Source organism: Shinella kummerowiae (genome assembly GCF_009827055.1).
Lineage (GTDB): Bacteria > Pseudomonadota > Alphaproteobacteria > Rhizobiales > Rhizobiaceae > Shinella > Shinella kummerowiae.
In genome coordinates this window covers 779,125-799,717 of the sequence record NZ_WUMK01000001.1, presented here as the reverse complement: position 1 = coordinate 799,717, position 20,593 = coordinate 779,125, and the positions used below count along the sequence as shown (strand labels likewise).

18 protein-coding genes are annotated in these 20,593 nt (G+C 63.7%); 6 read left to right on the top strand and 12 right to left on the bottom strand.

The genetic code is table 11. The features are described 5' to 3' along the window. The first annotated feature begins 2 nt into the window (after positions 1–2). A complete protein-coding gene (gene queF / locus GR138_RS03750; protein WP_160857249.1) occupies positions 3–467 on the top strand; it encodes a preQ(1) synthase in 465 nt (154 codons plus the stop codon). 30 nt (positions 468–497) lie between these two features. Here the strand turns inward: queF and GR138_RS03745 are convergent, their stop codons facing one another. Continuing rightward, complete coding sequence (locus tag GR138_RS03745) at positions 498–1,076, bottom strand: HupE/UreJ family protein (RefSeq protein WP_160857248.1); 579 nt, start codon at positions 1,074–1,076, stop codon at positions 498–500. Between the two features lie 270 nt (positions 1,077–1,346). Here GR138_RS03745 and GR138_RS03740 point away from each other — a divergent pair, with 270 nt between their 5' ends. The 3 genes from GR138_RS03740 (at position 1,347) to GR138_RS03730 (ending at position 4,631) form a co-directional block, all read left to right on the top strand. Next, complete coding sequence (locus GR138_RS03740; RefSeq protein WP_160857247.1) at positions 1,347–1,925, top strand: ATP-dependent Clp protease proteolytic subunit; 579 nt, start codon at positions 1,347–1,349, stop codon at positions 1,923–1,925. A gap of 389 nt (positions 1,926–2,314) precedes the next feature. Further along, positions 2,315–4,024, top strand: a complete 1,710-nt coding sequence (gene leuA, locus GR138_RS03735; protein WP_160857246.1) for a 2-isopropylmalate synthase — start codon at positions 2,315–2,317, stop codon at positions 4,022–4,024. A 133-nt stretch (positions 4,025–4,157) separates the two neighbouring features. Next, positions 4,158–4,631, top strand: a complete 474-nt coding sequence (locus tag GR138_RS03730) for a VOC family protein (protein ID WP_160857245.1) — start codon at positions 4,158–4,160, stop codon at positions 4,629–4,631. A gap of 52 nt (positions 4,632–4,683) precedes the next feature. Here the strand turns inward: GR138_RS03730 and GR138_RS03725 are convergent, their stop codons facing one another. From GR138_RS03725 to GR138_RS03710, 4 genes are all read right to left on the bottom strand, one after another. After that, entirely contained in the window at positions 4,684–5,535 is an 852-nt protein-coding gene (locus GR138_RS03725; protein WP_202402481.1) for an anti-sigma factor family protein, read from the bottom strand. Next, on the bottom strand, positions 5,535–6,053 hold the full coding sequence (locus GR138_RS03720) for an RNA polymerase sigma factor (protein ID WP_160857244.1): 519 nt from the start codon (positions 6,051–6,053) through the stop codon (positions 5,535–5,537). The genes GR138_RS03725 and GR138_RS03720 overlap by 1 nt, the downstream gene beginning before the upstream one ends. A gap of 194 nt (positions 6,054–6,247) precedes the next feature. Continuing rightward, positions 6,248–6,895, bottom strand: coding sequence for a tetratricopeptide repeat protein (locus GR138_RS03715; protein ID WP_160857243.1), 648 nt, complete (start codon positions 6,893–6,895; stop codon positions 6,248–6,250). A gap of 131 nt (positions 6,896–7,026) precedes the next feature. Next, a complete protein-coding gene (locus tag GR138_RS03710) occupies positions 7,027–7,929 on the bottom strand; it encodes a metallophosphoesterase family protein (protein WP_160857242.1) in 903 nt (300 codons plus the stop codon). Positions 7,930–8,039: 110 nt separating this feature from the next. Between GR138_RS03710 and GR138_RS03705 the strand changes: the two genes are divergently transcribed. Beyond that, positions 8,040–8,540 (top strand): NUDIX domain-containing protein, encoded by a 501-nt coding sequence (locus GR138_RS03705; protein ID WP_160857241.1) that lies wholly within the window; start codon positions 8,040–8,042, stop codon positions 8,538–8,540. Between the two features lie 2 nt (positions 8,541–8,542). Here GR138_RS03705 and GR138_RS03700 read toward each other — a convergent pair whose 3' ends face one another. Beyond that, positions 8,543–9,529 carry a glutathione S-transferase family protein gene (locus GR138_RS03700; protein WP_160857240.1) on the bottom strand — a complete coding sequence of 329 codons (987 nt, stop codon included), beginning with the start codon at positions 9,527–9,529 and terminating at the stop codon, positions 8,543–8,545. Positions 9,530–9,816: 287 nt separating this feature from the next. On the opposite strand from GR138_RS03700, the gene GR138_RS03695 reads away from it, so the two are divergent. Beyond that, entirely contained in the window at positions 9,817–10,317 is a 501-nt protein-coding gene (locus GR138_RS03695; protein ID WP_160857424.1) for a GNAT family N-acetyltransferase, read from the top strand. 89 nt (positions 10,318–10,406) lie between these two features. Here GR138_RS03695 and GR138_RS03690 read toward each other — a convergent pair whose 3' ends face one another. From GR138_RS03690 to GR138_RS03665, 6 genes are all read right to left on the bottom strand, one after another. Beyond that, positions 10,407–12,722, bottom strand: coding sequence for a calcium-binding protein (locus tag GR138_RS03690; protein WP_160857239.1), 2,316 nt, complete (start codon positions 12,720–12,722; stop codon positions 10,407–10,409). 160 nt (positions 12,723–12,882) lie between these two features. Further along, positions 12,883–13,419, bottom strand: a complete 537-nt coding sequence (locus tag GR138_RS03685; protein WP_160857238.1) for a glyoxalase superfamily protein — start codon at positions 13,417–13,419, stop codon at positions 12,883–12,885. A gap of 196 nt (positions 13,420–13,615) precedes the next feature. Further along, a complete protein-coding gene (locus GR138_RS03680; RefSeq protein WP_160857237.1) occupies positions 13,616–15,688 on the bottom strand; it encodes a hypothetical protein in 2,073 nt (690 codons plus the stop codon). A gap of 1 nt (position 15,689) precedes the next feature. Beyond that, the gene (locus GR138_RS03675) at positions 15,690–18,500 is read right to left on the bottom strand and encodes a DUF4159 domain-containing protein (protein WP_160857236.1); all 2,811 of its coding nucleotides are present in this window, start codon (positions 18,498–18,500) and stop codon (positions 15,690–15,692) included. Next, positions 18,497–19,417 (bottom strand): DUF58 domain-containing protein, encoded by a 921-nt coding sequence (locus GR138_RS03670; protein ID WP_160857235.1) that lies wholly within the window; start codon positions 19,415–19,417, stop codon positions 18,497–18,499. Before GR138_RS03670 ends, GR138_RS03675 begins: the two co-directional genes overlap by 4 nt. A 14-nt stretch (positions 19,418–19,431) precedes the next feature. Further along, the gene (locus tag GR138_RS03665; RefSeq protein WP_160857234.1) at positions 19,432–20,445 is read right to left on the bottom strand and encodes an AAA family ATPase; all 1,014 of its coding nucleotides are present in this window, start codon (positions 20,443–20,445) and stop codon (positions 19,432–19,434) included. Positions 20,446–20,593 lie beyond the last annotated feature (148 nt).

Below are 20,593 nucleotides of genomic sequence, written 5' to 3'. Positions count from 1 at the left end.
TCATGAGCAAGACTGACGTATCGGGACTGTCGCAACTGGGGCAGGCGGTTGATCTGCCGGCCAATCCGGAAACGGCCGTGCTGGAAAAAGTGCCGAGCAATCACGCGGGTACGGATTTTGTCGTGCGCTTCACGGCGCCGGAATTCACCTCGCTGTGCCCAATGACCGGCCAGCCGGACTTCGCGCATATCGTCATCGACTACATTCCGGATGGATGGCTGGTCGAATCGAAATCGCTAAAACTCTACCTGCATTCCTTCCGCAACCACGGCGCCTTCCACGAGGATTGCACCATCGACATCGCCAAGCGCCTGGTCGATCTGCTTTCGCCGAAATGGCTTCGGATCGGTGCCTACTGGTATCCGCGCGGCGGCATTCCGATCGACGTGTTCTGGCAGACGGGAGATGCGCCGAAGGGTGTCTGGATCCCTGAGCAGGGTGTTCAGCCCTATCGCGGTCGCGGATAAGGCGGCGGGTTGACCGCCGCCTTGACGGGTTCAGCCGAAGGCGAGAACCAGGCCGGCGATCGTTGTCAGGCCGCCGATGATGCGCGCTGCAATCGCCCCGCCAGAAAGCCGGGCGATGCCAAGCCCGAGAGCAATGCCGGACCCGTGCAGCAGGGCCGTCGCGATGACGAAGCCGACGCCGAACGAAAGTGCACCCGCCGAGCCGAGTTCGCCGCCATGGGCATGGCCGTGGAAGAGGGCGAAGACGGCGACTATTGCGGCCGACATGATGGTGTCCAGCTTCACCGCCATGGCGACGAGCAGGCCGAGCGCGACCACCGAGGCGAGGATCGCCGGTTCCACGAAGGGCAGATCGATGCCAGCAAGCGCGAGGCCGAAGCCGATAGCCATGGTGGTGACGAAGGCCGCAGGCACCGCCCAGAGCGCCTTGCCGCCGATCTGCGCGGCCCAGAGGCCGACGGCGACCATGACCAGAATGTGATCGAGGCCGAACAGCGGGTGTGAGAAGCCGGCCATGAAGGAGCCATGCTCGTCCGGGTTGAGATGGGCGAAGGCCGGTGCCGTCGTGGCGGCAAGTGCCGCGAGTGCCAGCGTGATGCGTCTGAACATGAGGTCCCCTGTTCCGCCGGTGCCGGGAGCGCACCAGCGTATTCCGTCAATGAGAACCGCATACTAGGAGCGCGCCCGAAGCCAAGTCCATACGCAAATTGCGTATGGACAGGGAGCGGCGTGGTGCGGCAGCGGGCGCGTTTACCCTGTTTTCCGGTGTCGCGCACGGCCTCTATCGCCGCTTATCGGTTTTGTTGCATTGTCTTGGCCAGTGAGTCGCATTATCTGACAGCGACAGGACCATTCTGACGACAAATCCGGAGACTTTGGATGAGCGACGAGGACGACAAGAAGACGGAACTGCCCCTGGGCAAGGAAACGGAGGCGAACCTTTTCAAGTCGCGTTCGATCTTCATCTACGGGCCGATCAACCAGGAACTGGCGCAGAAGGTCTGCTCGCAGCTCGTGGCGCTTGCCGCCGCCGGTGACGAGGATATCCGCATCTACGTCAATTCGCCGGGCGGCCATGTCGAATCGGGCGATTCGATCCATGACATGATCAAGTTCATCAAGCCGAAGGTCTGGATGATCGGCACGGGCTGGGTCGCCTCCGCCGGCGCGCTGATCTATGTCGCCGCGCCGAAAGAGCGCCGCATCTGCCTGCCGAACACCCGCTTCCTGCTGCACCAACCGTCGGGCGGCACCCGCGGCATGGCGTCCGACATCGAAATCCAGGCGCGCGAAATCATCAAGATGAACGAGCGCCTGAACAAGATCTTCGCTGACGCCACCGGCCAGCCGATCGAGAAGATCGCCAAGGACACGGACCGCGATTACTGGCTTTCCGCCGAAGAAGCCAAGGGCTACGGCCTCGTCTCGCGCATCGTGACCTCGCAGGGCGATATCTGAGCCTTTTAGCCTTTTTGAACAGGATGAAGCCCTCCCATTGCGGAGGGCTTTCTCTTTGGTGCTTGCGCTTTCGACATCCCGCCGGTATAGACGGCCCTATGTTGAAGACCAGCGCACAGATCATCGAACGGGTTTCTCGCGGCAGCGCAGCTGTTGCAGAGCGTTCGCGCGGCTTCTCCTCGCTTCTTCTTCTCGGCCTTACGCGCGGTTGCCGGGTTCGTTGAGGAGCGCCCGGCGGCCGACAAAGCCCGCCCGGCAATAGCTCCTCGTTTCACCCTATGCATTAATTCCGGTTCTGGCCGCCTGTGGCCTCCATTCGCCGTCGCAAAATGCGCATGTTTGCGCTAAGACGCTTTCGCGAATGCCGGGACGACGAAGAGACGAAGACGATGATTTTGAAGACCCACACCCCCAAGCAGGGCATGCCCGACGCGGCCGTCAAGTATCAGGCCTATCCGACGATCAACATTCCGGACCGCACCTGGCCCGGCAAGACGATCACCGAGGCGCCGATCTGGTGTTCGGTGGACCTGCGCGACGGCAACCAGTCGCTGATCAACCCGATGGGCCACGACCGCAAGGCCCGGATGTTCCAGCTGTTGCTCGACATGGGTTTCAAGGAAATCGAGATCGGTTTCCCCTCGGCCTCGCAGACCGACTTCGACTTCGCCCGCTGGTGCGTGGAAGAGGGCAACGTGCCGCGGGACGTCTCCCTGCAGGTGCTGGTGCAGTGCCGCCCGGAGCTGATCACCCGCACCTTCGAGGCGCTGGAAGGTGCCTATAACCCGATCATCCACTTCTACAATTCGACGAGCGAATTGCAGCGCCGCGTGGTGTTCGCCAAGGACGTCTCCGGCATCAAGCAGATTGCGACCGATGCCGCCAAGATGATCACCGACATGGCCGCCAAGGCCGGTGGTGGCTACCGCTTCGAATATTCGCCGGAGAGCTTTACCGGCACCGAACTGGAAGTGGCGCTGGAAATCTGCAACGCGGTCGTCGAGATCGTCAAGCCGACGGCGGACAACAAGCTGATCCTCAACCTGCCGTCTACCGTCGAGATGGCGACGCCGAACATCTATGCCGACCAGATCGAGTGGATGTGCCGCAACATCGATAACCGCGAGAACGTCATCATCTCGCTGCATCCGCACAACGACCGTGGCACCGGCATTGCCGCGACGGAACTGGCGCTGATGGCCGGCGCCGACCGTGTCGAAGGCACGCTGTTCGGCAATGGCGAGCGCACCGGCAATGTCGACGTCGTCACGCTGGCGCTGAACATGTACACGCAGGGCATCGACCCCAAGCTCGACTGCTCGGATATCGAGCGCGTCAAGGCCGTTTACGAATATTCCAACGAGATGGCCATTCCGGAGCGCCACCCCTATGTCGGCGAACTGGTCTACACGGCCTTCTCCGGCTCGCACCAGGACGCCATCAACAAGGGCATGAAGGCCATCAGACAGGCCAACAAGTCGCTCTGGGAAGTGCCCTATCTGCCGATCGACCCGCAGGATGTCGGTCGCTCCTACGAGGCGATCATCCGCATCAACTCGCAGTCCGGCAAGGGCGGCATCGCCTATATCCTGCAGGAAGATTACGGCATCAACCTGCCGCGCAACCTGCAGGTGGAGTTCCGCGAGGAGATCCAGCGCATCACCGACGAGGAAGGCGTGGAGCTGCCCTCGAAGCGCATCCATGAGAGCTTCATGGAGCGCTACGTGACGCAGCCGGGCACGCGGCTGCGCTTCGTCGACCACCACACCTATCCCGATGATGCCGGCCAGAAGGGCACGCGCATCGTCGCTGCGGAAGTGACCGACGGTGGCGAGACGAAGCGCATCGAAGGCAAGGGCACCGGCCCGATCGACGGCTTCATCAACGCGCTGTCGATCTATCTCGGTATTCCGATGTCGGTGGCGGACTATTCCGAGCACTCGCTCCAGCACGGCTCCAATGCAGCGGCCATCGCCTATGTCGAGGTCGAACATCCGGGTGGAAAGATCTTCGGTGTCGGCATCAACACCAATATCGTTACGGCCTCGCTCGAAGCGATCGTTTCAGCCGCCAATCGTGTGCTGGCCGCGCGCGGCTGATTGCGCGCCGACGGAATGAAAAAGCCCGGCGACAATGTTGCCGGGCTTTTTTGTTTTGGGGCGTGTCGGACTGGAGACCGTTGGTTCGTCTTCTACGTATTGGAAGCGAAACCACAGTCGAAAGGATCCCGTCATGGAAAAGAACACCATCTGCGTTTGGTACGACAAGGACGCCGAGGCCGCTGCCCGCTTTTATGCGGCAACCTTTCCCAACAGTTCCGTCGGTGCCGTCATCCGCACCCCCGGCGACTATCCGGATGGCAAGCAGGGAGACGTCCTGGTCGTTGAATTCACGGTTGCAGGCATTCCGTGCATCGGGTTGAACGGCGGCCCCACATTCAAGCAGACGGAAGCCTTCTCCTTCCAGATCGCGACGGAGGATCAGGAGGAAACCGACCGTTACTGGAATGCGATCGTCGGAAACGGCGGGCAGGAAAGTGAATGCGGCTGGTGCAAGGGCAAATGGGGCGTATCCTGGCAGATCACGCCGCGCGTCGCGATGGAAGCGCTCAAGGCAGGCGGTAGCGAGGCGAAGCGTGCCTTTGACGCCCTGATGACGATGCAGAAGATCGACGTGGCAGCGATCGAAGCGGCCCGGCGCGGCTAAGATGTTTTCGGCACGAACGGGCGCTTGCGTCCGTTCGTAGCCAGGCGGCGGGTCAGATACTCGCGGAAACCGCTTCCGCGATACGCTCCAGGTCCGGGTCCGCCGAAGGCCCGACCACGACGAAGGAGGCGTTGCCCTTCTGCCAGGAGATGAGGCCGATATCGTTGCGCATGCTCTCCGTCAGGGCCGTCGTGCCCTCGACCGGGTCGCTCTTCAGGAAACAGATGGCGAAGATTTCGTTTTCGGCATCGCGGTAGAGCAGTTGTGCGGTTGGCTTGCCGCCGGCGACGAGCAGGCGTGCGCCCTGGAAGGTAAGGTTCTTGTCCGAAAGGTCGGGCGGGGTGAAGGTTACGCCGGTGCTCGCCGAGAGCCATTCGGCAATGTGCTCCTGTTCGCTTGCCGGCACTTCGACGAGATGGCGCGTCTGGCGCGAATAGATGCGGTGATAGTCGGCGATGTCGTCGAGCCAGGTGCGGGCGGCGGCGATCTGGAGCGGTGCTTCCGCGGCATCCTGCTGTTCGGAGACAAGATATCCGGCGGCGCCACCGGCAATGAAGATCACCAGCGATGCGGCCAGTGCCTTCGGCCAGAACGCCGGCGGGCGGCGCGGGGCGGCGGCCGAGACCGGAATGGCGGCGAAACCCGATTTGGGCGCTTCGTTCTCGCTCTTGCCGACATCCTTGATGGTGCGGACGAGATCGAGCGGGATCGGATCCTGCAGCATCCTGTCGAAGGCGCGGGCGCCGAACTCGCTGCCGAGCTTCAGCTTCTCGAAGACGACGCGGGCGTCGTCATCCTCGGCGAGGATGGCATCGATTTCGTCCACTTCCGTCTGGGGCAGCTGGCCATCCAGGTAGGCCGACAACCGGATTTCGAGCGGAAGACCCTGTGTGCTCTCCACCATCAGGCCCTCCTTTCGGTCTGCTCGGCGATCATGGCCGCGAGCCTGATGCGGGCCGCCGAAAGCCGGCTCATCACCGTGCCGATGGGTATGCCGAGGATATCTGCGGCCTCGCGGTAGCTGTGGCCTTCTACATTCACCAGCAGGAATACGCTCGAAAGGCCCTCAGGCATGGTCATGATCAACTTGTGCAACTGCTTGGCATAGACGGCCTTGTCGGCTGACGCCTCGATGTGCAGGCTGTCCTGCTCGGCCACATCTACAGTGCCGGACCCTGTGCGGACCTTTCGCTTGCGTATCTCGTCCACCCAGAGATTGCGTGTCATGGCATAAACCCAGCTTTCCAGCCGGCCTTCCCCGTTCCAGAGATGGCTTCGCGTGATAGCCCTCTCGCATGCTTCCTGGACGAGGTCGTCCGCATCGCTGCCATTGCGCGTCAGCGTCATCGCAAAACGGCGCAACTTCGGCAGCAAATTGACCAATTCTCGCCGGAACTCATTCGATTCTGCCGTCGGACGCATTGCTTTTCCAAGGAAACGTTCGGGATCAAAACTCTATTCGCTCCCGAGCGGGTAGCGATCGTCTGATATGAAACATTCTTCCTAGTGCCTGCAAGCATGAACGGCAACCCGGAGCGCAGTTTCCCGCGTTCCCTCAGCGATCGTTCCAGTCTTGGCCGGCGCCGTCCCGTTTTCGGACGATGCCGGCCTATATGTCAGTAAGTGGGGCGCTCGCCACCGAGCGACTGGAGAAGGGCGCGATAGGCCCAGGTGTTCTCGCCGCCGCGGTCGCGGATTTCAACGAGTTGGACGCGGGCACCCTCGATGTCCCCCTGCTCGATCAGCGCCTGGCCCATATAGGAGCGGGCGAGGATGTAGTTTTCATCCTTCTGGAGGGCGCGCTTGTAGAAACTCATGCCGAGTTCCATGTTGCCGAGCTTGCGCGTGTTGTAGCCGAGATAGTTGAGGATGCGTGGGTCTTCCTGGTTGGAAGCAGCGCGCAGCGCCCGCAACGCGTTCTCATACTGGCCGGCATAGGCGAATTCGCGGGCCGCCTCGTAGAGCTTGTTGTCGATTTCGATCTCGGACTTCTTCTGCTCCTCGGTCTTCGCCTTGTCGTCGGCCGGTGTGCCTTCCGCGGGCTTGTCCTCGGTCGGCGTCGCTTCGGCCGGCTTCATATCCTCAGGCGCGACGCATTCCTTCTTTTCCTCGTTCCAAATCTTGCCGTCGGTGCAGGTTGTCGTCGTCTCGGTTGCAACCGGTGGCGTCGTGGTGTCGGAATCCGCCGCGCGGGCGGTCGAGAATACCGTCAGCGAGACGGCGGCGCAGAATGAAAGCAGCATGGTGTGGCGGAGCATGGTCATGGGGTTCCCTCTCGTCGGGTCGTCTGCGGGGCGCTGGCCGTCTGAGAGCGTGCCTGTCTTTTGTGGGCTTCGCAAGGCAGGTCGCTCTGAGGGTTTGTTACGGCTGAGGAGAGGGATTTATTCGCGTCGCCTCAGAAACGCGTCGTTTCCGCGAGCGACAGTGCGAGCCCGTCCGGCGTCAGGGCGAAACGCTCGCGCATGACGTTCCAGTTCCCCGGCGCGCCGGAAATCGAGAAGAGGTTGTAGCCGGCCGGCGGCTTGTGGCCGCCCGGTCCCTGTGATGCCGAGGCGATGCCAACGACGGGGATCTGCTTCATATGGCCTGGCAGCCAGTGCACGGTGTTGAGGTGGGTGTGGCCGTGCAGCACGAGGTCCGCCCCGCCGGTTGAGACGGTCGCGGCGAAACGGCGGATACCGATCATGCGCTTGTGGAAGGACGTAGCCCCCCGGATCGGCGGATGATGGATCAGCACGACGCGAAAAAGGCCAGCCTCGCCGGCGGCGCGAAGCATGTTGACCGTCTCGCGCGCCTGCCGCGAGCCGAAGTAGCCGGACGCGGAAAAGGGCGGCGTGGCGACGGCCGTCGAGCAGCCGATGATGGCCACCTGGCCACGCACCCGCAGATAGGGGAAGACATGCATGTCCTCTTGCCATTCCGCCGGGGCCGCATCGCCGCGCATATAGGGGTACCAGGCGCGCGTGGATTTTTCGTAGGCGCCACGCACATAGGCGTCGTGGTTGCCTGGCACGACCGAGACGTGCTCCGGCGTGCCGGCTTCCGGCAGCCATTTCTTCACCGCGGCGATCTCCAGCGAAGAAGCGAGGTTCACGAGGTCGCCGGTGATCGCCAGATGGTCCGGGTCGCGGCGCTCGATATCCTCAAGCACGATGTCGAGCGTGTTGGTGAACAGGTGCCGGCGGCGGTTGCGGTGCCAGTTGACGAAACCGGTGATGCGCTTCGAAAACAGTTCCAGGAAGGTGAGGGCTGGCAGCGGCCCGAGATGGACGTCCGATATATGGGCAAGTCTGAACATAGCCTTCCTTAGAGCATAAGCCGGGCAAGGGAAACGCAAGGCGTGGATATTCCCGGACCTTTGGCCCTCCAAGGCTTGATTTGCGTGAAAGGTTCCGGCGAAGTGCCGCGATGGAACAGGACACGCCGACCACCCCGCCACCGACCCGCAGCCTGCTGGCAAGGCTCGCCACGCGCGTGGTGCACGGCTATTTCGCGCTCGCCCGCGGTATGACGATGGGCGTGCGCGCCGCCTGTTTTGATGATGCCGGCCGCATCTTCCTGGTGCGCCACAGCTATGTGCCGGGCTGGCATATGCCGGGCGGCGGCATCGAGCGCGGGGAGACCGCACTGGAGGCGCTTGCCAAGGAAATCCGCGAAGAGGGCAATCTTGTCACCGGCACGCCGCCGGTGCTCGTGCATGTCTACTTCAACCGCCAGACCAGCAAGCGCGACCACGTGCTGCTCTACCGGTGTGACGGTGTCGTGCAGACGGCGCCGCGCCTGAGGGACCGCGAGATTGTCGAGGCCGGCTTTTTCGCGCTCGATGCCCTGCCGGTGGCGACGACCGCGGCAACCCGGCGCCGGCTGGAGGAACTCGCCGGCCGAGCGCCATTGGCGGATTTCTGGTAGGTTCAGGCCGCCTTCAACGCATCCCGACCATGCGGCGCCGTGAGATCGAGCGCCGGGCCGACCGGTACGATGCCCGTCGGGTTGATCGTCTTGTGGCTGCGATAATAGTGTTCCTTGATGTGGCGCATGTTCACCGTCTCGGCGATACCCGGCACCTGATAGAGTTCCCGCAGGTAGCCCGACAGGTTCGGGTAGTCGGCGATGCGGCGGATGTTGCACTTGAAATGGCCGACATAGACCGGATCGAAGCGCACCAGCGTCGTGAAGAGCCGCCAGTCTGCCTCGGTGATGCGCGCGCCCGTGAGGTAGCGCTTCGTTGACAGGCGCTCTTCCAGGCTGTCGAGCATCTCGAAGAGTTTCGTGACGCTCTCGGCATAGGCTTCCTGTGTCGTCGCGAAGCCGGCCTTGTAGACGCCGTTGTTGACGGTGTCGTAGATCCTGTCGTTCAGGGCATCGATCTCAGCGCGCAGGATCTCTGGATAAAAATCGTCGCGCGAACCGGTGATGCCGTCGAAGGCCGTGTTGAACATGCGGATGATCTCGGCCGATTCGTTGGAGACCATGCGGTTCTGTTTCTTGTCCCACAGCACCGGCACGGTGACGCGGCCGGAATAGCTGCGGTCGGCCTTCTGGTAGACCTCATAGAGGGCGGAAGCGCCGAACAGCGGATCGAGCGTGCCGCCGTTCTCGCCCTTGAACTCCCAGCCCTTCGCCAGCATCAGCGGATCGACCACGGAAACGGTGATCAGGTCTTCCAGTTTCTTCAGCTTGCGGAAGATCAACGTGCGATGTGCCCAGGGACAGGCATAGGACACATAGAGGTGGTAACGCCCCGCTTCCGCGGCAAAGCCGCCTTCGCCGGAGGGGCCCGGCGCGCCATCCCGCGTGATCCAGTTGCGGAACTGCGAGGCGGCGCGCTTGAAATGGCCCTTCGTCGCTTCCGTATCGTACCAGACGTCGTGCCAGACGCCCTCAACCAGCATGCCCATGATCGTCTCCTTCTGCCGCTACCAGCGGCGTAAATTTGACGTCATAGATAGAGCATGGGCGGGGGCTGGATAGGCGCATTTTGATGAACAGTGCGTTTTGCTCTTTGACAGACGGGAAATTTCTGCTATCCGCGCTGATCAGGACCGGCGCTCCAGCCGGCGAGGAAGACGAACCGCATGTTCTACCCGGGAAGCCCACGACGACGCTGATGCCCCTGCTGCGCCCCCTGGCGGTGGCGCGATAACCCGCATCCCCAGCTTCGTACCCGGTTCCCTGATCCATGAACATGCTCAAGCACGATATCGTCTACCTCACGGAAGATGCCTCCCACGACGCAGCCATCGAACATATCAACGAGGAAGCCTTCGGCCCCGGCCGGCATGTCCGTGCCGCCGCGCGCATCCGCGAGCAGGGGCCGCACGACCTGTCGCTGTCCTTCGTCTGCACGGATGACGGCGAGACGGTCGCCTCCGTGCGCATGACGCCGGTGATGGCCGGCGGCGTGAAGGCGCATCTGCTCGGCCCGCTTGCCGTCCGCCCCTCGCACAAGAACAAGGGCATCGGCCGCGAACTGCTGCGCATCGCCTGTGCCGCCGCCAAACGCAAAGGCTCCGAAGCCGTCGTGCTGGTCGGCGACCCGCCCTATTACGGCCCGCTCGGTTTCGAGAAGGTCGCGTGGAATGCGCTGGCCTTCCCCGGTCCGGTCGATCCGGCCCGGGTGCTGGTGATGCCCTTTGCCGAGGACACGCACGCGCGGCTGAAGGGTGTTATTGCCTGGCGGCCATGACAACGTTTCTTCGTAGTGTCCGGAGCGGCATGGTGGCCGGGCTCCAGCCGTGACAGGTCAAGCCTGCAACGGGCCGGAGCCCTGGCATTTCAGATGAACATGAAATCGTCGGCGACGAGCGATGCCTTGGTGACGTTCTCAAGGATGATCGTACCGAGATCGTAGCCGCCGCCATTCAGCGTGATCACGACGTTCTTGCCGCTCTGGACCGTGGCCTTCATGATGTCATGGAAGGAGTCGAACTCGGGGTTATCCTGGCGCAGGGCGATCACGTCACCGAGGCCTTTACCGGCCTTGAAATCCTTTATCCGATCCACTCCGACGGCATTGGGATCATATCCGAAGAAGACGAACGTATCGAAGCCGGCGCCACCCCTAAGTGTGTCGTTGCCTGTACCCCCTGCCAGCACGTCGTCGCCGTCCCCACCGTTGAGCGTGTCGTTTCCAGCGTCGCCGGAGAGCACGTCATTGCCGGCCATGCCGAAGAGATTGTCATTGCCGGCGCCGCCGTTCATCAGGTCGAGAGTAGTGCCACCGAACTTCTTGTCGTCGTTGGCGCCGCCATTGTAGTTGGAGAAGGGCGATGAAAGGGCAAGATTGAAGGCTGCATCTCCGAACTCGATCGCCTCGATGGACTTCATCGAGAGCTTGCCGCCGTATTCCTTGTGGGTCAGCTCGTAACCGGTGGCGGTTTTCATGAGGCGATAGTCGGTGACGGTTCCTTCGATGGTCACCGCGTCGGCGCCGGTACCGCCGTCGACGGAGGATCCATCGGTAAAGACTTCCGCGCTGAACGTGTCATTGCCGGCCCCGCCCGTCGCCTTCGTTCCGTCGAAAAAGCCGATCCAGTCATCGCCGTTGCCACCGTGGATCGTTCCGGCACCCATGACATACAGGACATCGTCGCCGTCGCCGCCTTCAACCGTCGCAAACGGGGTCTCGTCGAAGCCGGAGATCGTGATTTCGTCATTGCCTTTCCCGCCCCGGATGACGGCCGGTCCGGTCAGATCACGCCACTCGATGATGTCGTTGCCATCACCGCCATCGACGAGCTTGATCGTGCCTTCGCCGAGTACATGATCGTGACCGGCCTTCAGCGAAAGGGTCTGCGGTACCAGGCCGGACGCGTTCTCCGTGACCACGTAGAAATCGTGCGTCGAGGTGCCTCGCGTGGCCAAGGCGTTGTTTTTCAGGATGGCAAAGTTGTAGACCGTGTCATCGCTGGAGCCGAGGCCACCCAAGAACTTGATTTTCTCGACGTCGGCCGCGATCACGACGGCGCTTTTGTCCAATGTATTGTCGAGACGCGCACCCGTGAAGCCATTCTTGGTTCTGACAAGGCTTTCCTCGAACGCCATATTGTTTGTGTAGAGGCTGGAAGGGCCCGAGAGAACGACGGTGTCGGTCCCCGCGCCGCCCGTGAAGTAGTCGAAACCGCCTTTTCCGTTCAGCGTGTCGTTGCCGGTGGTGCCAACGATTTTTTCACTCAGCACCGTTCCCGTCAGGTTTTTCGTCTGTCGCGCGTAACTGTTTGTGGCCTTTGTCCAGACGATGTCACGGTCCAGATCGACGATTTGCTCTATGCCGGTAAATTCCGCCCATCGGCTCTTAAGGCCGGAGTCGCTGATCGCCCAGATTTCCTTGCCGTTGGCAATCGACCATTCACTGCCGCCCCACATATTTTCCGTGATGTACAAGACATCCGCGCCGCTTCCGCCATCCACCTTGTAGTAATCGTAGGCGTTCCAATATTCCGTGTTCGATTCGTAGGCGTGGTAGACGTGCAGGTGCAGGAAAAGCTTGTCGTTTCCTTCGCCAAGCGAGAAGTCGTTGACCTGGCGAGTGTTCCGGTAGGACGAGAGGATCGTAAATCCTCCGATCATCTCGAAACTGTCATCGATGATGTCGTCACCGGCACCGGTGTCAACGCGGTCGCCACCCTCGCCGCTGCTTATGACGTCGTTGCCCGCCCCGGATTTGATGGTGTCGTTGCCGTCAAGCCCTTTGATGAAGTCAATGCCGGACCCGCCGTTGATGGTGTTGGCGGTGTCACTGCCATACCTAAATGTATAGGTCGCCGACCCGACCTGGACGACTTCGATGTCCCTGAGTGAAACAATCTGGCCAGTGGAAAGATTGATGATCAGCGTCGACTCGTCATAGTAGGTCGGCAGCCCAATGGCCCAAGGGCCTGCCGAAACGACGACCTTGTCCTGACCTTCCCCGCCATTGACCGAGGTGAAGCCGCTTCCGATCCTGAACGTATCGTTCCCGAAGCCGCCGCTGAAGTAGTCTGGGCCGGTCGAGCCCGTGAATGTGTCATCGCCTAAAAGCCCGAGATAGTAATCTCCAAGCTTCGTGTCTTTCAGCGTGTCTTTTCCGACGGTGCCAAACTTGATCGCCATCCCGGTCCCCTTTGTCCTGCTTGTCGTCTACAAAAAACAAGGAATAGTTGCAATGGGTGACGCCGAATACCGGCACTGGAAGACGCAACGAATTGAGGAAATCTCTGAACCCTGAGAAATATGGAGAGGGACATTCCCTCTCCATATACTTGGGCGCCGGCTAGTCCTTCAACTCCATGAAGCGGATGCGGTTCTGGAAGGGGTCGATGACCGTCACCTCCAGCCGCGAGCCTTCGTCCTCCAGCCCCGGCTTCATGTAGCGGTAGTCCTTGCCGATCAGCTCCTTCTGGAAGGCGCGGATGCCCGTCATGTAGACCACCATGTTGCCGCCCGGCGTGGCATCGCCGGCATGTTCGGACAGGTGGAGGCGCAGCCCGGCGCGGGAGACCTGTGTATAGAGCGGGAAATTGTCGCCGTAGCGATGTTCCCAATCGACCGAAAACCCCAGGAAGCCGAGGTAGAATTCGTGCGCCTTCTCCACGTCGAAGATACGCACGATCGGCACCGCCTGCTCGAACTCTATGCCGGCAGACGGCGGTTTTGCCTCGATCTTGGCGGACAGGATGTTCCAGGTCTCGACGCCGAACTGGCGGGCGACGATTTCCAGCGCTTCGCTGTGGGTGATCTCGATATTGCGGGTGGCCAGCGTTTCCCGCATGGCTTTCGCCATGGCCTTTGCATCGCGATAGTCGCGCATATCCGTTCCTCATCTTCCGGCGAAGTCTTCGTCAGTGCCCGCATTGCCGACGCCTTCGCCCAACGATGAACGGTGGAGAAAGGTTTTTGGGAGGCGTTCGCCATGCCTTCAGGAAAGGCGCGGGTCTGCCGGCCGCCTCCGGCCGTTCCGCCAGACTAGCGGAACGACAAAGGCGGCGCCAGATCGAAAAACGCGATTAGCGGCCTTCGCGATACCACGTCGCGGAGAAGGCGAGCAGCAGCAGGCCGACACCGGCAAAACCGGCAAACAACGGCAGCGAGTTGATACCCTTCAGCACCGTCTCATCCGTCATGCGCAGCGACAGGCGGTTCTCATCCACGCTGCGCACCTGGCCGGAAACCGGCAGCACCTGCGGCAGCGAGACGGTCTGGCCTTCCTCGTCGACGAGGCGCCGGACCGTGCCCTTCGTGGCGTCGGCAAGCGGTTTCAGCGTGTCCGTCGTCGAGATCGTCGCCTTGAACTCGGGCGCATCGACGGCGCCGACATGCACCAGCGCGCTCAGGTTGTCGTTGGCGATTTCGTAGAGGCCGGTTTCCGTCGTCGGGATTTCGGCGCGGTAGAGGCCGGGTTCGGCTTCCGTCAGCGTCACCTGCTGTGTGGCGCCGGAGGGCAGCTTGATCGTTGCCTGGCCGGGTGCATCGCCGATCGTCTGACGGTTGATCTGCAGGGTGCGGCCGAAGGTGCGCGCGGTCAGCGCCTCTTCCTCGAGCGCCGGCTCCTGCATCAGCCAGTGGGCGGTGCGGCGATAGAGCGAGACATGCGGCCCGCCACCTTCGAAGCCGCGTGCCCACAGCCAGCCCTGGTCGGAGAGCAGCATGGCGACGCGGCCCTTGCCGGCGCGGTTGAGCACGAGCAGCGGCTTGCCGTCATTGGCTTCCATCACGACATTGCCCTGCGGGCGCTGCACGTCCACGGTGCGGAACCAGCGACCCCAGCGCGGCGGCTCTTCGCCCGCACCTTCCAGGCCGCGGGTGACGGGATGTTTTTTGCCCTGGTCGGACAGGCGTGGGTAGAAGGCGGCCTCGTTCATCGCGCCGGTCGGGTTGGCCGGCAACACGACGGAGAGGGGGGTGCTGGCGATGGAATCATTGCCCGCATGTTCGGGACCGGCCGCAATCAGCAGCGCGCCGCCGTTCTCCACATACTGCGCGATGTTGTCGTAGTAGAGGATCGGCAGCACGCCGCGGTGCTGGTAGCGGTCGAAGATGATGAGGTCGAACTCGTTGATCTTGTCGACGAACAGTTCGCGGGTCGGGAAGGCGATCAGCGACAGCTCGTTGATCGGCGTGCCGTCCTGCTTTTCCGGCGGGCGCAGAATGGTGAAGTGCACGAGGTCGATCGCGGTGTCGGACTTCAACAGGTTGCGCCAGGCGCGTTCGCCGGCATGGGGCTCGCCGGAGACGAGCAGCACGCGCAGGTTTTCGCGGATTCCCTCGATGACATGGACCGCCCGGTTATTCGCCGTGGTGATTTCGCCCTCGACCGGGTCCACCTCGAATTCGAGAATGTTGTTGCCGCCGCGCGGCACGGTGAAGCCGAGCGGCTGTTCGGTGCCGGGCTGGGCGATCTCCGAGGCGATCTCGTTGCCGTTGAGGCGCACGGTGACGCGCGCCGCGGTTTCGGGGCCGGTGCCGTCGTCCACCACGCGGAATTTCAGCTCCTGCGGTTCGCCGACAATGCCGAAGCGCGGCGCGCTGACGACCTCGATGCGGCGGTCGAATTCATCCGGCCGGCCCGTGACCAGCCCGTGGATCGGCGCTTCGAAGCCGGAGAACGCGGCGGCGTCCGGGATGTCGTGCACCTGGCCGTCGGTGATGAGGATCGCGCCGCCGACCCGCGAGCGCGGCACGTCGGCGATGGCGGAATTGAGCGCATCGAACAGGCGGGTGGACGGCGTGTCGGATGTGCCGTCGTCGCCGGCCTCCACGATGCGCGGCTCGATGCGCGGATAACGCGCGAGACGTTCCTTGATGCCTTCCAGCGCGGCATTGGTCTGGGCCGTGCGTTCCTCGTTGTCCTGGCTCTGGCTGCGGTCGACGATAACAGGCACGATGGTCGACAGCGCCTCGCGGTCCTCCTGCAGAAAGACGGGGTTGGCGAGCGCCAGCACCAGCAGGGCCAAGGCGAGCGCGCGCACGAACGAGCCGCGCAGGCCGCGCCAGAAGCCGAGGGCGGCGAGCAGCAGGCCGACGAGACCGATCGCGCCGATGGCGATCCAGGGCAGGAAGGGGGAGAACTGGATGGTCATGTCATTGCCCCAGCCGTTCGAGGAGGGCGGGCACGTGCACCTGGTCCGCCTTGTAGTTGCCGGTGAGCATGTACATCATGATGTTGACGCCGGCGCGGAAGGCGTGGTCGCGCTGCACCTCGTCCGGCGGCACGGTCGGGAGCAGCGCCATGCCGTTGGCATCGACCGCCCAGGCGCCGGCAAAGTCGTTGCCGGTGATCATGATCGGCGACACGCCATCGCCGGCGCGTGCCGGGCGCGAGGGATCTTCCGCACGATCGAGTTCCGCCTCGATCCACAACGGGCTTCCGGCGTAACGGCCGGGGAAATTCGCCAGCAGATAGAAGGCCTTGGTCAGCACGTGGTCGGCCGGCACGGGTTCCAGCGGCGGAATGTCGAGACTGGCGAGGATCGCCTGAAGCCGCTCGGTGTTCGGGCTGGTCGCGGTGTCGTTGAGCGAGACGAACTGGTCGCGCGTATCGAACAGCACCGTGCCGCCGTTGCGCATATAGGCGTCGATGCGGCTGATCGCGGCGCTGGAGGGCATTTCCGCCGAAGCGCTTACCGGCCAGTAGATGATCGGGTAGAGCGAAAGTTCGTCCTTGGCGATGTCGACGCCGACCGGTTGACCGGGCTCAAGCGTGGTGCGGTAGGTGAGAAATTCCGTCAGGCCGGCAAGGCCGCGCTCGGAGATGTTGTCGACCTCGCTCTCGCCGGTGACGACGTAAGCGATATGCGTCGTGTCGAGCCGCGACAGGATCGTCTCGTCGCCGGGTTTCGCATCGTCCGCGCGGCTTTCCGATGGCAGCGCCACAAGCGCGCCGGCGACGAGCGCCAGCAGCATGGCGGCGGTCGCGCCGCGCTTCGGCATGCCGCGGGCAGCCGCGGCGAAGGCACCGCCGATGAACAGCACGATGGCGCAGTCGGCGAGAAGCAGCAGGGCTGCCAGTGTGAAGAGATATGGTTTCAGCGACCAGGTCTCCCTGCCGGCGAGCGGTTCGCGCAGGACAGCGGTCCCCTCGGCCACCGCAAGCGGGCGGATTTCATGGCCCGGAGGGAAGAGGTTATGCGCGACATAGCCGTCCTCCGTGCCGTAGAGGCCGGGTGGGTTGTCGAAGCTGGCGATCTTACGCGTGCCGTCACCGCTTGCGAGCGGTTTTGCCTCGCCGGTCGCGGCGGCGAGCGTGCCGTTCGCCGTCATCAGGCGGTAGGGCGGCAGGCCTTGGCTCTGTTCGCCGTCGCTGGTGGAAACACCGCCGCCGCGCGAAAGCTGCACGGTGCGGCGGAGCATTTCGACGAAATCGCCGGAGAGGGGCAGGTTGGACCAGCCGGTTTCCGCGCTGATGTGGAAGAGCACGATGCGGCCGGAGCCAAGTGGACCGGTCGTTACCAGCGGCGTGCCGTCGGCAAGGCCGGCCCAGGTCCGTTCGGCGAGATCCGGTGTGGGTTCCGCAAGCACCTGGCGCTTGATGAGGATGTTTTCCGGTGCGCGCATGCCGAAGAACGGGCTGTTTTGCGGATAGGCGGCGAGCGGCTGCGGCTCGGACCAGGAGAGCGCGCCGCCGAGCGCGCGTTCGCCCTTGCGCAGCAGCACCGGCACGAGCGGGTCATCGGCGGGTGCCGCGGCAAGGCGCGGGCCGGCAAAGCGGACCAGCATGCCGCCCGCCTCGACCCAACGCTGAACCGCACTCTGCACGTCTTCCGGCAGGCGGCCGATATCGGCCATGATCAGCACCGACGGGTTCTGCTCGAGAAGTTCGGGCACGGCGACGGAAAGGTCGGCGACGCTCGGCTCGATCAGGTCGGCATAGGGCGCCAGCGCCCGGTTGATATAGTGCAGCGGCGAGAGCAGCGGCTGGCTGGCATCCACCACCTCGCCGGAGAGGAAGGCAACGCGGCGGCGGCGAAAGCCATCATCGAGCAGATAGGTGCCGCCGGCATTGGCGAGACCATCGATGGTGATGCGGGCGAAATCGTTGCGCAGTTCGAAGGGCGCGGTGATCGTGCCGGTGGTGGTCGTCGCACCCGCTGCGAAATCCGCCGTGCCGGAAGCGATCGGCCGGCCGCGGGAATCGTGTGCGGTCAGCGGCAGGCTGCGGGCGGGGCCGCCGTCGAGGCGGGTCAGCGTGACGGAGAGGGCATCGGCGCCGTTCGTCGCATTGGTGATGGCGACGGTGGAGGCGCCATCGCTCTGGATCAGGCGGAACTCGGCGGGCGAGAGCGCCTGCAGGGCGGTGACCGTATCGTCGGTCTCGCCGCCCGCGATGCCATCGCTGATGAAGGCGATCGTGCCGGGTGCCGTTCCGTCCAGCGCGGTGCGCAGCGACGCGACGGCTGCCGCGCGATCTGCCGGCAAGGGCCGGGCTTCGGTCGCGGCGAGGCGCGTGCGGGCGGTTGCGGCATCGACCGGCACCGCGTCGTGCTGGCGGTCGGCGGTCAGCACGAGCGCAATCGGCACGTCGCGGCTTTCGGCATCGTCGATCAGCGTGGAGGCCGTGTCGATGCGGCGCTGCCAGTCGGTGGCGGAGGCCCAGGTGTTATCGAGGACGATCGCCAGCGGGCCGCTCGACGCCAACGTGTTGGTGCGCGGGTTGAAGACGGGATCGGCTATGGCGAAGATGACGGCGGCGGCCATCAGCATGCGCAGCAGCGTCAGCCACCACGGGCTTTGCGCCGGCGTTTCCTCGCGCTTCATGATCGAGGCGAGGATGGCGAAAGGCGGAAAGACTTCGGTGAGCGGCTTCGGCGGTGTCAGGCGCAGCAGCCACCAGATGACCGGCAGCAACACGAGCGTCGCCAGCACGGCGGGAAAGGCGAAGGCGAAAGCGCTCATCGGCCGCGGCCCTCCGCCCTCATTGCCGGCATGCCGGAAAGATACATATGGACCGAAACGAGCGCTTCGGAGGCGATCCTGTCGGTGCGGTGCGTGACGAAACTCCAGCCGAGATGACGCAGGCTGTCGGCAAGGTTTTCGCGGCGCGCAATATAGGCGCGGCTATAATCGTCCTTCAGCGTTTCCGCACGGCCGGCGGTGAGTTTGAGGCCGCTTTCCGGGTCGGTGAATTCGGTGCGTCCGCTATAGGGGAAGGTTTCTTCCGCCGGGTCGGCGACCTCGACGACATGGCCGCGCAGGCCGCGCCGGGCAAGCGGCCCGAGCCGATCCATCACGTCCGCCACCGGATCGAGAAAATCGCCGATCAATACGATATCGCTGTTGCCGCGGATCATGCTGGTGTCCGGCAAGCCGCCGGTCGTGCCGTTATGCATGAGGGCGGTCGCGAGGCGTTCGGCGGCGTTGCGCGCGGCGATCGGCTCCATGATGCCGGGGCAGCCGATGCGCTCGCCGGAGCGGGCGAGGATTTCCGCCAGTGCCAGCATGAGGACTAATGCGCGGCTTTCCTTCGAGACAGCGCCGAAGGTGGACTTGTACATCATCGACGGCGAAAGATCGGCCCAGATCCAGACGGTGTGGGCGGCCTCCCATTCGCGGTCGCGCACATAAGTGTGGTCATCACGGGCGGAACGGCGCCAGTCGATGCGCGACAGGCTTTCGCCGTCGACATAGGGGCGGAACTGCCAGAAGTTTTCGCCGATGCCGCGCTTGCGGCGGCCGTGCCAGCCGGCAATCACCGTGTTGGCGAGGCGCTGCGCCTCGACCATGCAATCGGGAATGAGGGCGGCACGCGCCTGCGCCCGCGAAAGCACCTCGCGGGTCGGGGTCGGTTGGACGATCTGGCCGACGGATGCCATGCGCTTTTCTCCGCTCAGCCGCCCGCCTGCCGGACGAGGCTGGCGATGACGTCACGCACCGACATGCCTTCCGCGCGGGCGCCGAAGGTCAGCGCCATGCGGTGCTGCAGCACGGGCTCGGCGAGCGCCAGCACATCGTCGACGGAGGGCGCGAGGCGGCCTTCATAGAGCGCACGGGCGCGGGCGCAGAGCATCAGCGCCTGGCCGGCGCGCGGACCAGGGCCCCAGGCGACATGTTTGTCGGTGTCCTTGACGCCGTTGCCGGGGCGGGCGGAGCGCACCAGCGACAGGATTGCGTCGAGCACCTTCTCGCTCACCGGCATCTGGCGGATGAGGGTCTGGATTTCGATGAGGCGTTCGGCCGAGATGGCGGCACTCGCCTGCGCCTCATGGACGCCGGTTGTTTCCAGCAGGATCTGCCGTTCGGCGGCGAGTTCCGGATAGTCGACATCGACCTGAAGCAGGAAGCGGTCGAGCTGGGCTTCCGGCAGCGGATAGGTGCCTTCCTGCTCCAGCGGGTTTTGGGTGGCGAGCACGTGGAAGGGCTTCGGCAGGTCGTTCGGCCGACCGGCGACCGTGACGTGATATTCCTGCATGGCCTGGAGGAGGGCGGACTGGGTGCGTGGCGAGGCGCGGTTGATCTCGTCGGCCATCAGGAGCTGGGTGAAGATCGGGCCGGGCACGAAGCGGAAGGAGCGCTTGCCGTTGTCGTCCTGATCCATCACTTCCGAGCCGAGAATGTCGGAGGGCATGAGGTCGGGCGTGAACTGGATGCGGCTCGAAGCGAGGCCGAGCACGGTGCCGAGCGTGGCGACCAGCTTGGTCTTGGCGAGGCCCGGCACGCCGACGAGCAGGGCATGGCCGCCGGAGAGCACGGCGAGCATGGTCTGCTCGACCACGCTTTCCTGGCCGAAGATGACCTTGGCGACTTCGTTGCGGATCACGGCGATGTCAGAGAGCGCCCGTTCGGCGGCGGCGATCACCGCTTTTTCGTCCAGGCCTGCCTCGGGGGAATTCTGAACGCCCATGATCGTCTCCAGTGCCGGTTTTAAACTCGTGGCGAATCGTGGCCTTGCCGCGTTCGCTCCCTACATAGAAAGCTTATTAGCTCACCCGTGGCTGACAAGCGGCCACGAAATGACTATCTCGTGAGAAAAGACTGTATCCACCCTTTCC

What these genes read in the sequence shown, in the direction of transcription:
- GR138_RS03715 (WP_160857243.1), bottom strand. Translation starts at nt 6,895, where the DNA reads ATGACCATGCTCCGCCACACCATGCTGCTTTCATTCTGCGCCGCCGTC.
- GR138_RS03695 (WP_160857424.1), top strand. Translation starts at nt 9,817, where the DNA reads ATGCTCAAGCACGATATCGTCTACCTCACGGAAGATGCCTCCCACGAC.
- GR138_RS03690 (WP_160857239.1), bottom strand. Translation starts at nt 12,722, where the DNA reads ATGGCGATCAAGTTTGGCACCGTCGGAAAAGACACGCTGAAAGACACG.
- GR138_RS03720 (WP_160857244.1), bottom strand. Translation starts at nt 6,053, where the DNA reads ATGCGTCCGACGGCAGAATCGAATGAGTTCCGGCGAGAATTGGTCAAT.
- GR138_RS03665 (WP_160857234.1), bottom strand. Translation starts at nt 20,445, where the DNA reads ATGGGCGTTCAGAATTCCCCCGAGGCAGGCCTGGACGAAAAAGCGGTG.
- queF (WP_160857249.1), top strand. Translation starts at nt 3, where the DNA reads ATGAGCAAGACTGACGTATCGGGACTGTCGCAACTGGGGCAGGCGGTT.
- GR138_RS03670 (WP_160857235.1), bottom strand. Translation starts at nt 19,417, where the DNA reads ATGGCATCCGTCGGCCAGATCGTCCAACCGACCCCGACCCGCGAGGTG.
- GR138_RS03680 (WP_160857237.1), bottom strand. Translation starts at nt 15,688, where the DNA reads ATGACCATCCAGTTCTCCCCCTTCCTGCCCTGGATCGCCATCGGCGCG.
- GR138_RS03675 (WP_160857236.1), bottom strand. Translation starts at nt 18,500, where the DNA reads ATGAGCGCTTTCGCCTTCGCCTTTCCCGCCGTGCTGGCGACGCTCGTG.
- GR138_RS03740 (WP_160857247.1), top strand. Translation starts at nt 1,347, where the DNA reads ATGAGCGACGAGGACGACAAGAAGACGGAACTGCCCCTGGGCAAGGAA.
- GR138_RS03730 (WP_160857245.1), top strand. Translation starts at nt 4,158, where the DNA reads ATGGAAAAGAACACCATCTGCGTTTGGTACGACAAGGACGCCGAGGCC.
- leuA (WP_160857246.1), top strand. Translation starts at nt 2,315, where the DNA reads ATGATTTTGAAGACCCACACCCCCAAGCAGGGCATGCCCGACGCGGCC.
- GR138_RS03710 (WP_160857242.1), bottom strand. Translation starts at nt 7,929, where the DNA reads ATGTTCAGACTTGCCCATATATCGGACGTCCATCTCGGGCCGCTGCCA.
- GR138_RS03705 (WP_160857241.1), top strand. Translation starts at nt 8,040, where the DNA reads ATGGAACAGGACACGCCGACCACCCCGCCACCGACCCGCAGCCTGCTG.
- GR138_RS03725 (WP_202402481.1), bottom strand. Translation starts at nt 5,535, where the DNA reads ATGGTGGAGAGCACACAGGGTCTTCCGCTCGAAATCCGGTTGTCGGCC.
- GR138_RS03700 (WP_160857240.1), bottom strand. Translation starts at nt 9,529, where the DNA reads ATGGGCATGCTGGTTGAGGGCGTCTGGCACGACGTCTGGTACGATACG.
- GR138_RS03745 (WP_160857248.1), bottom strand. Translation starts at nt 1,076, where the DNA reads ATGTTCAGACGCATCACGCTGGCACTCGCGGCACTTGCCGCCACGACG.
- GR138_RS03685 (WP_160857238.1), bottom strand. Translation starts at nt 13,419, where the DNA reads ATGCGCGACTATCGCGATGCAAAGGCCATGGCGAAAGCCATGCGGGAA.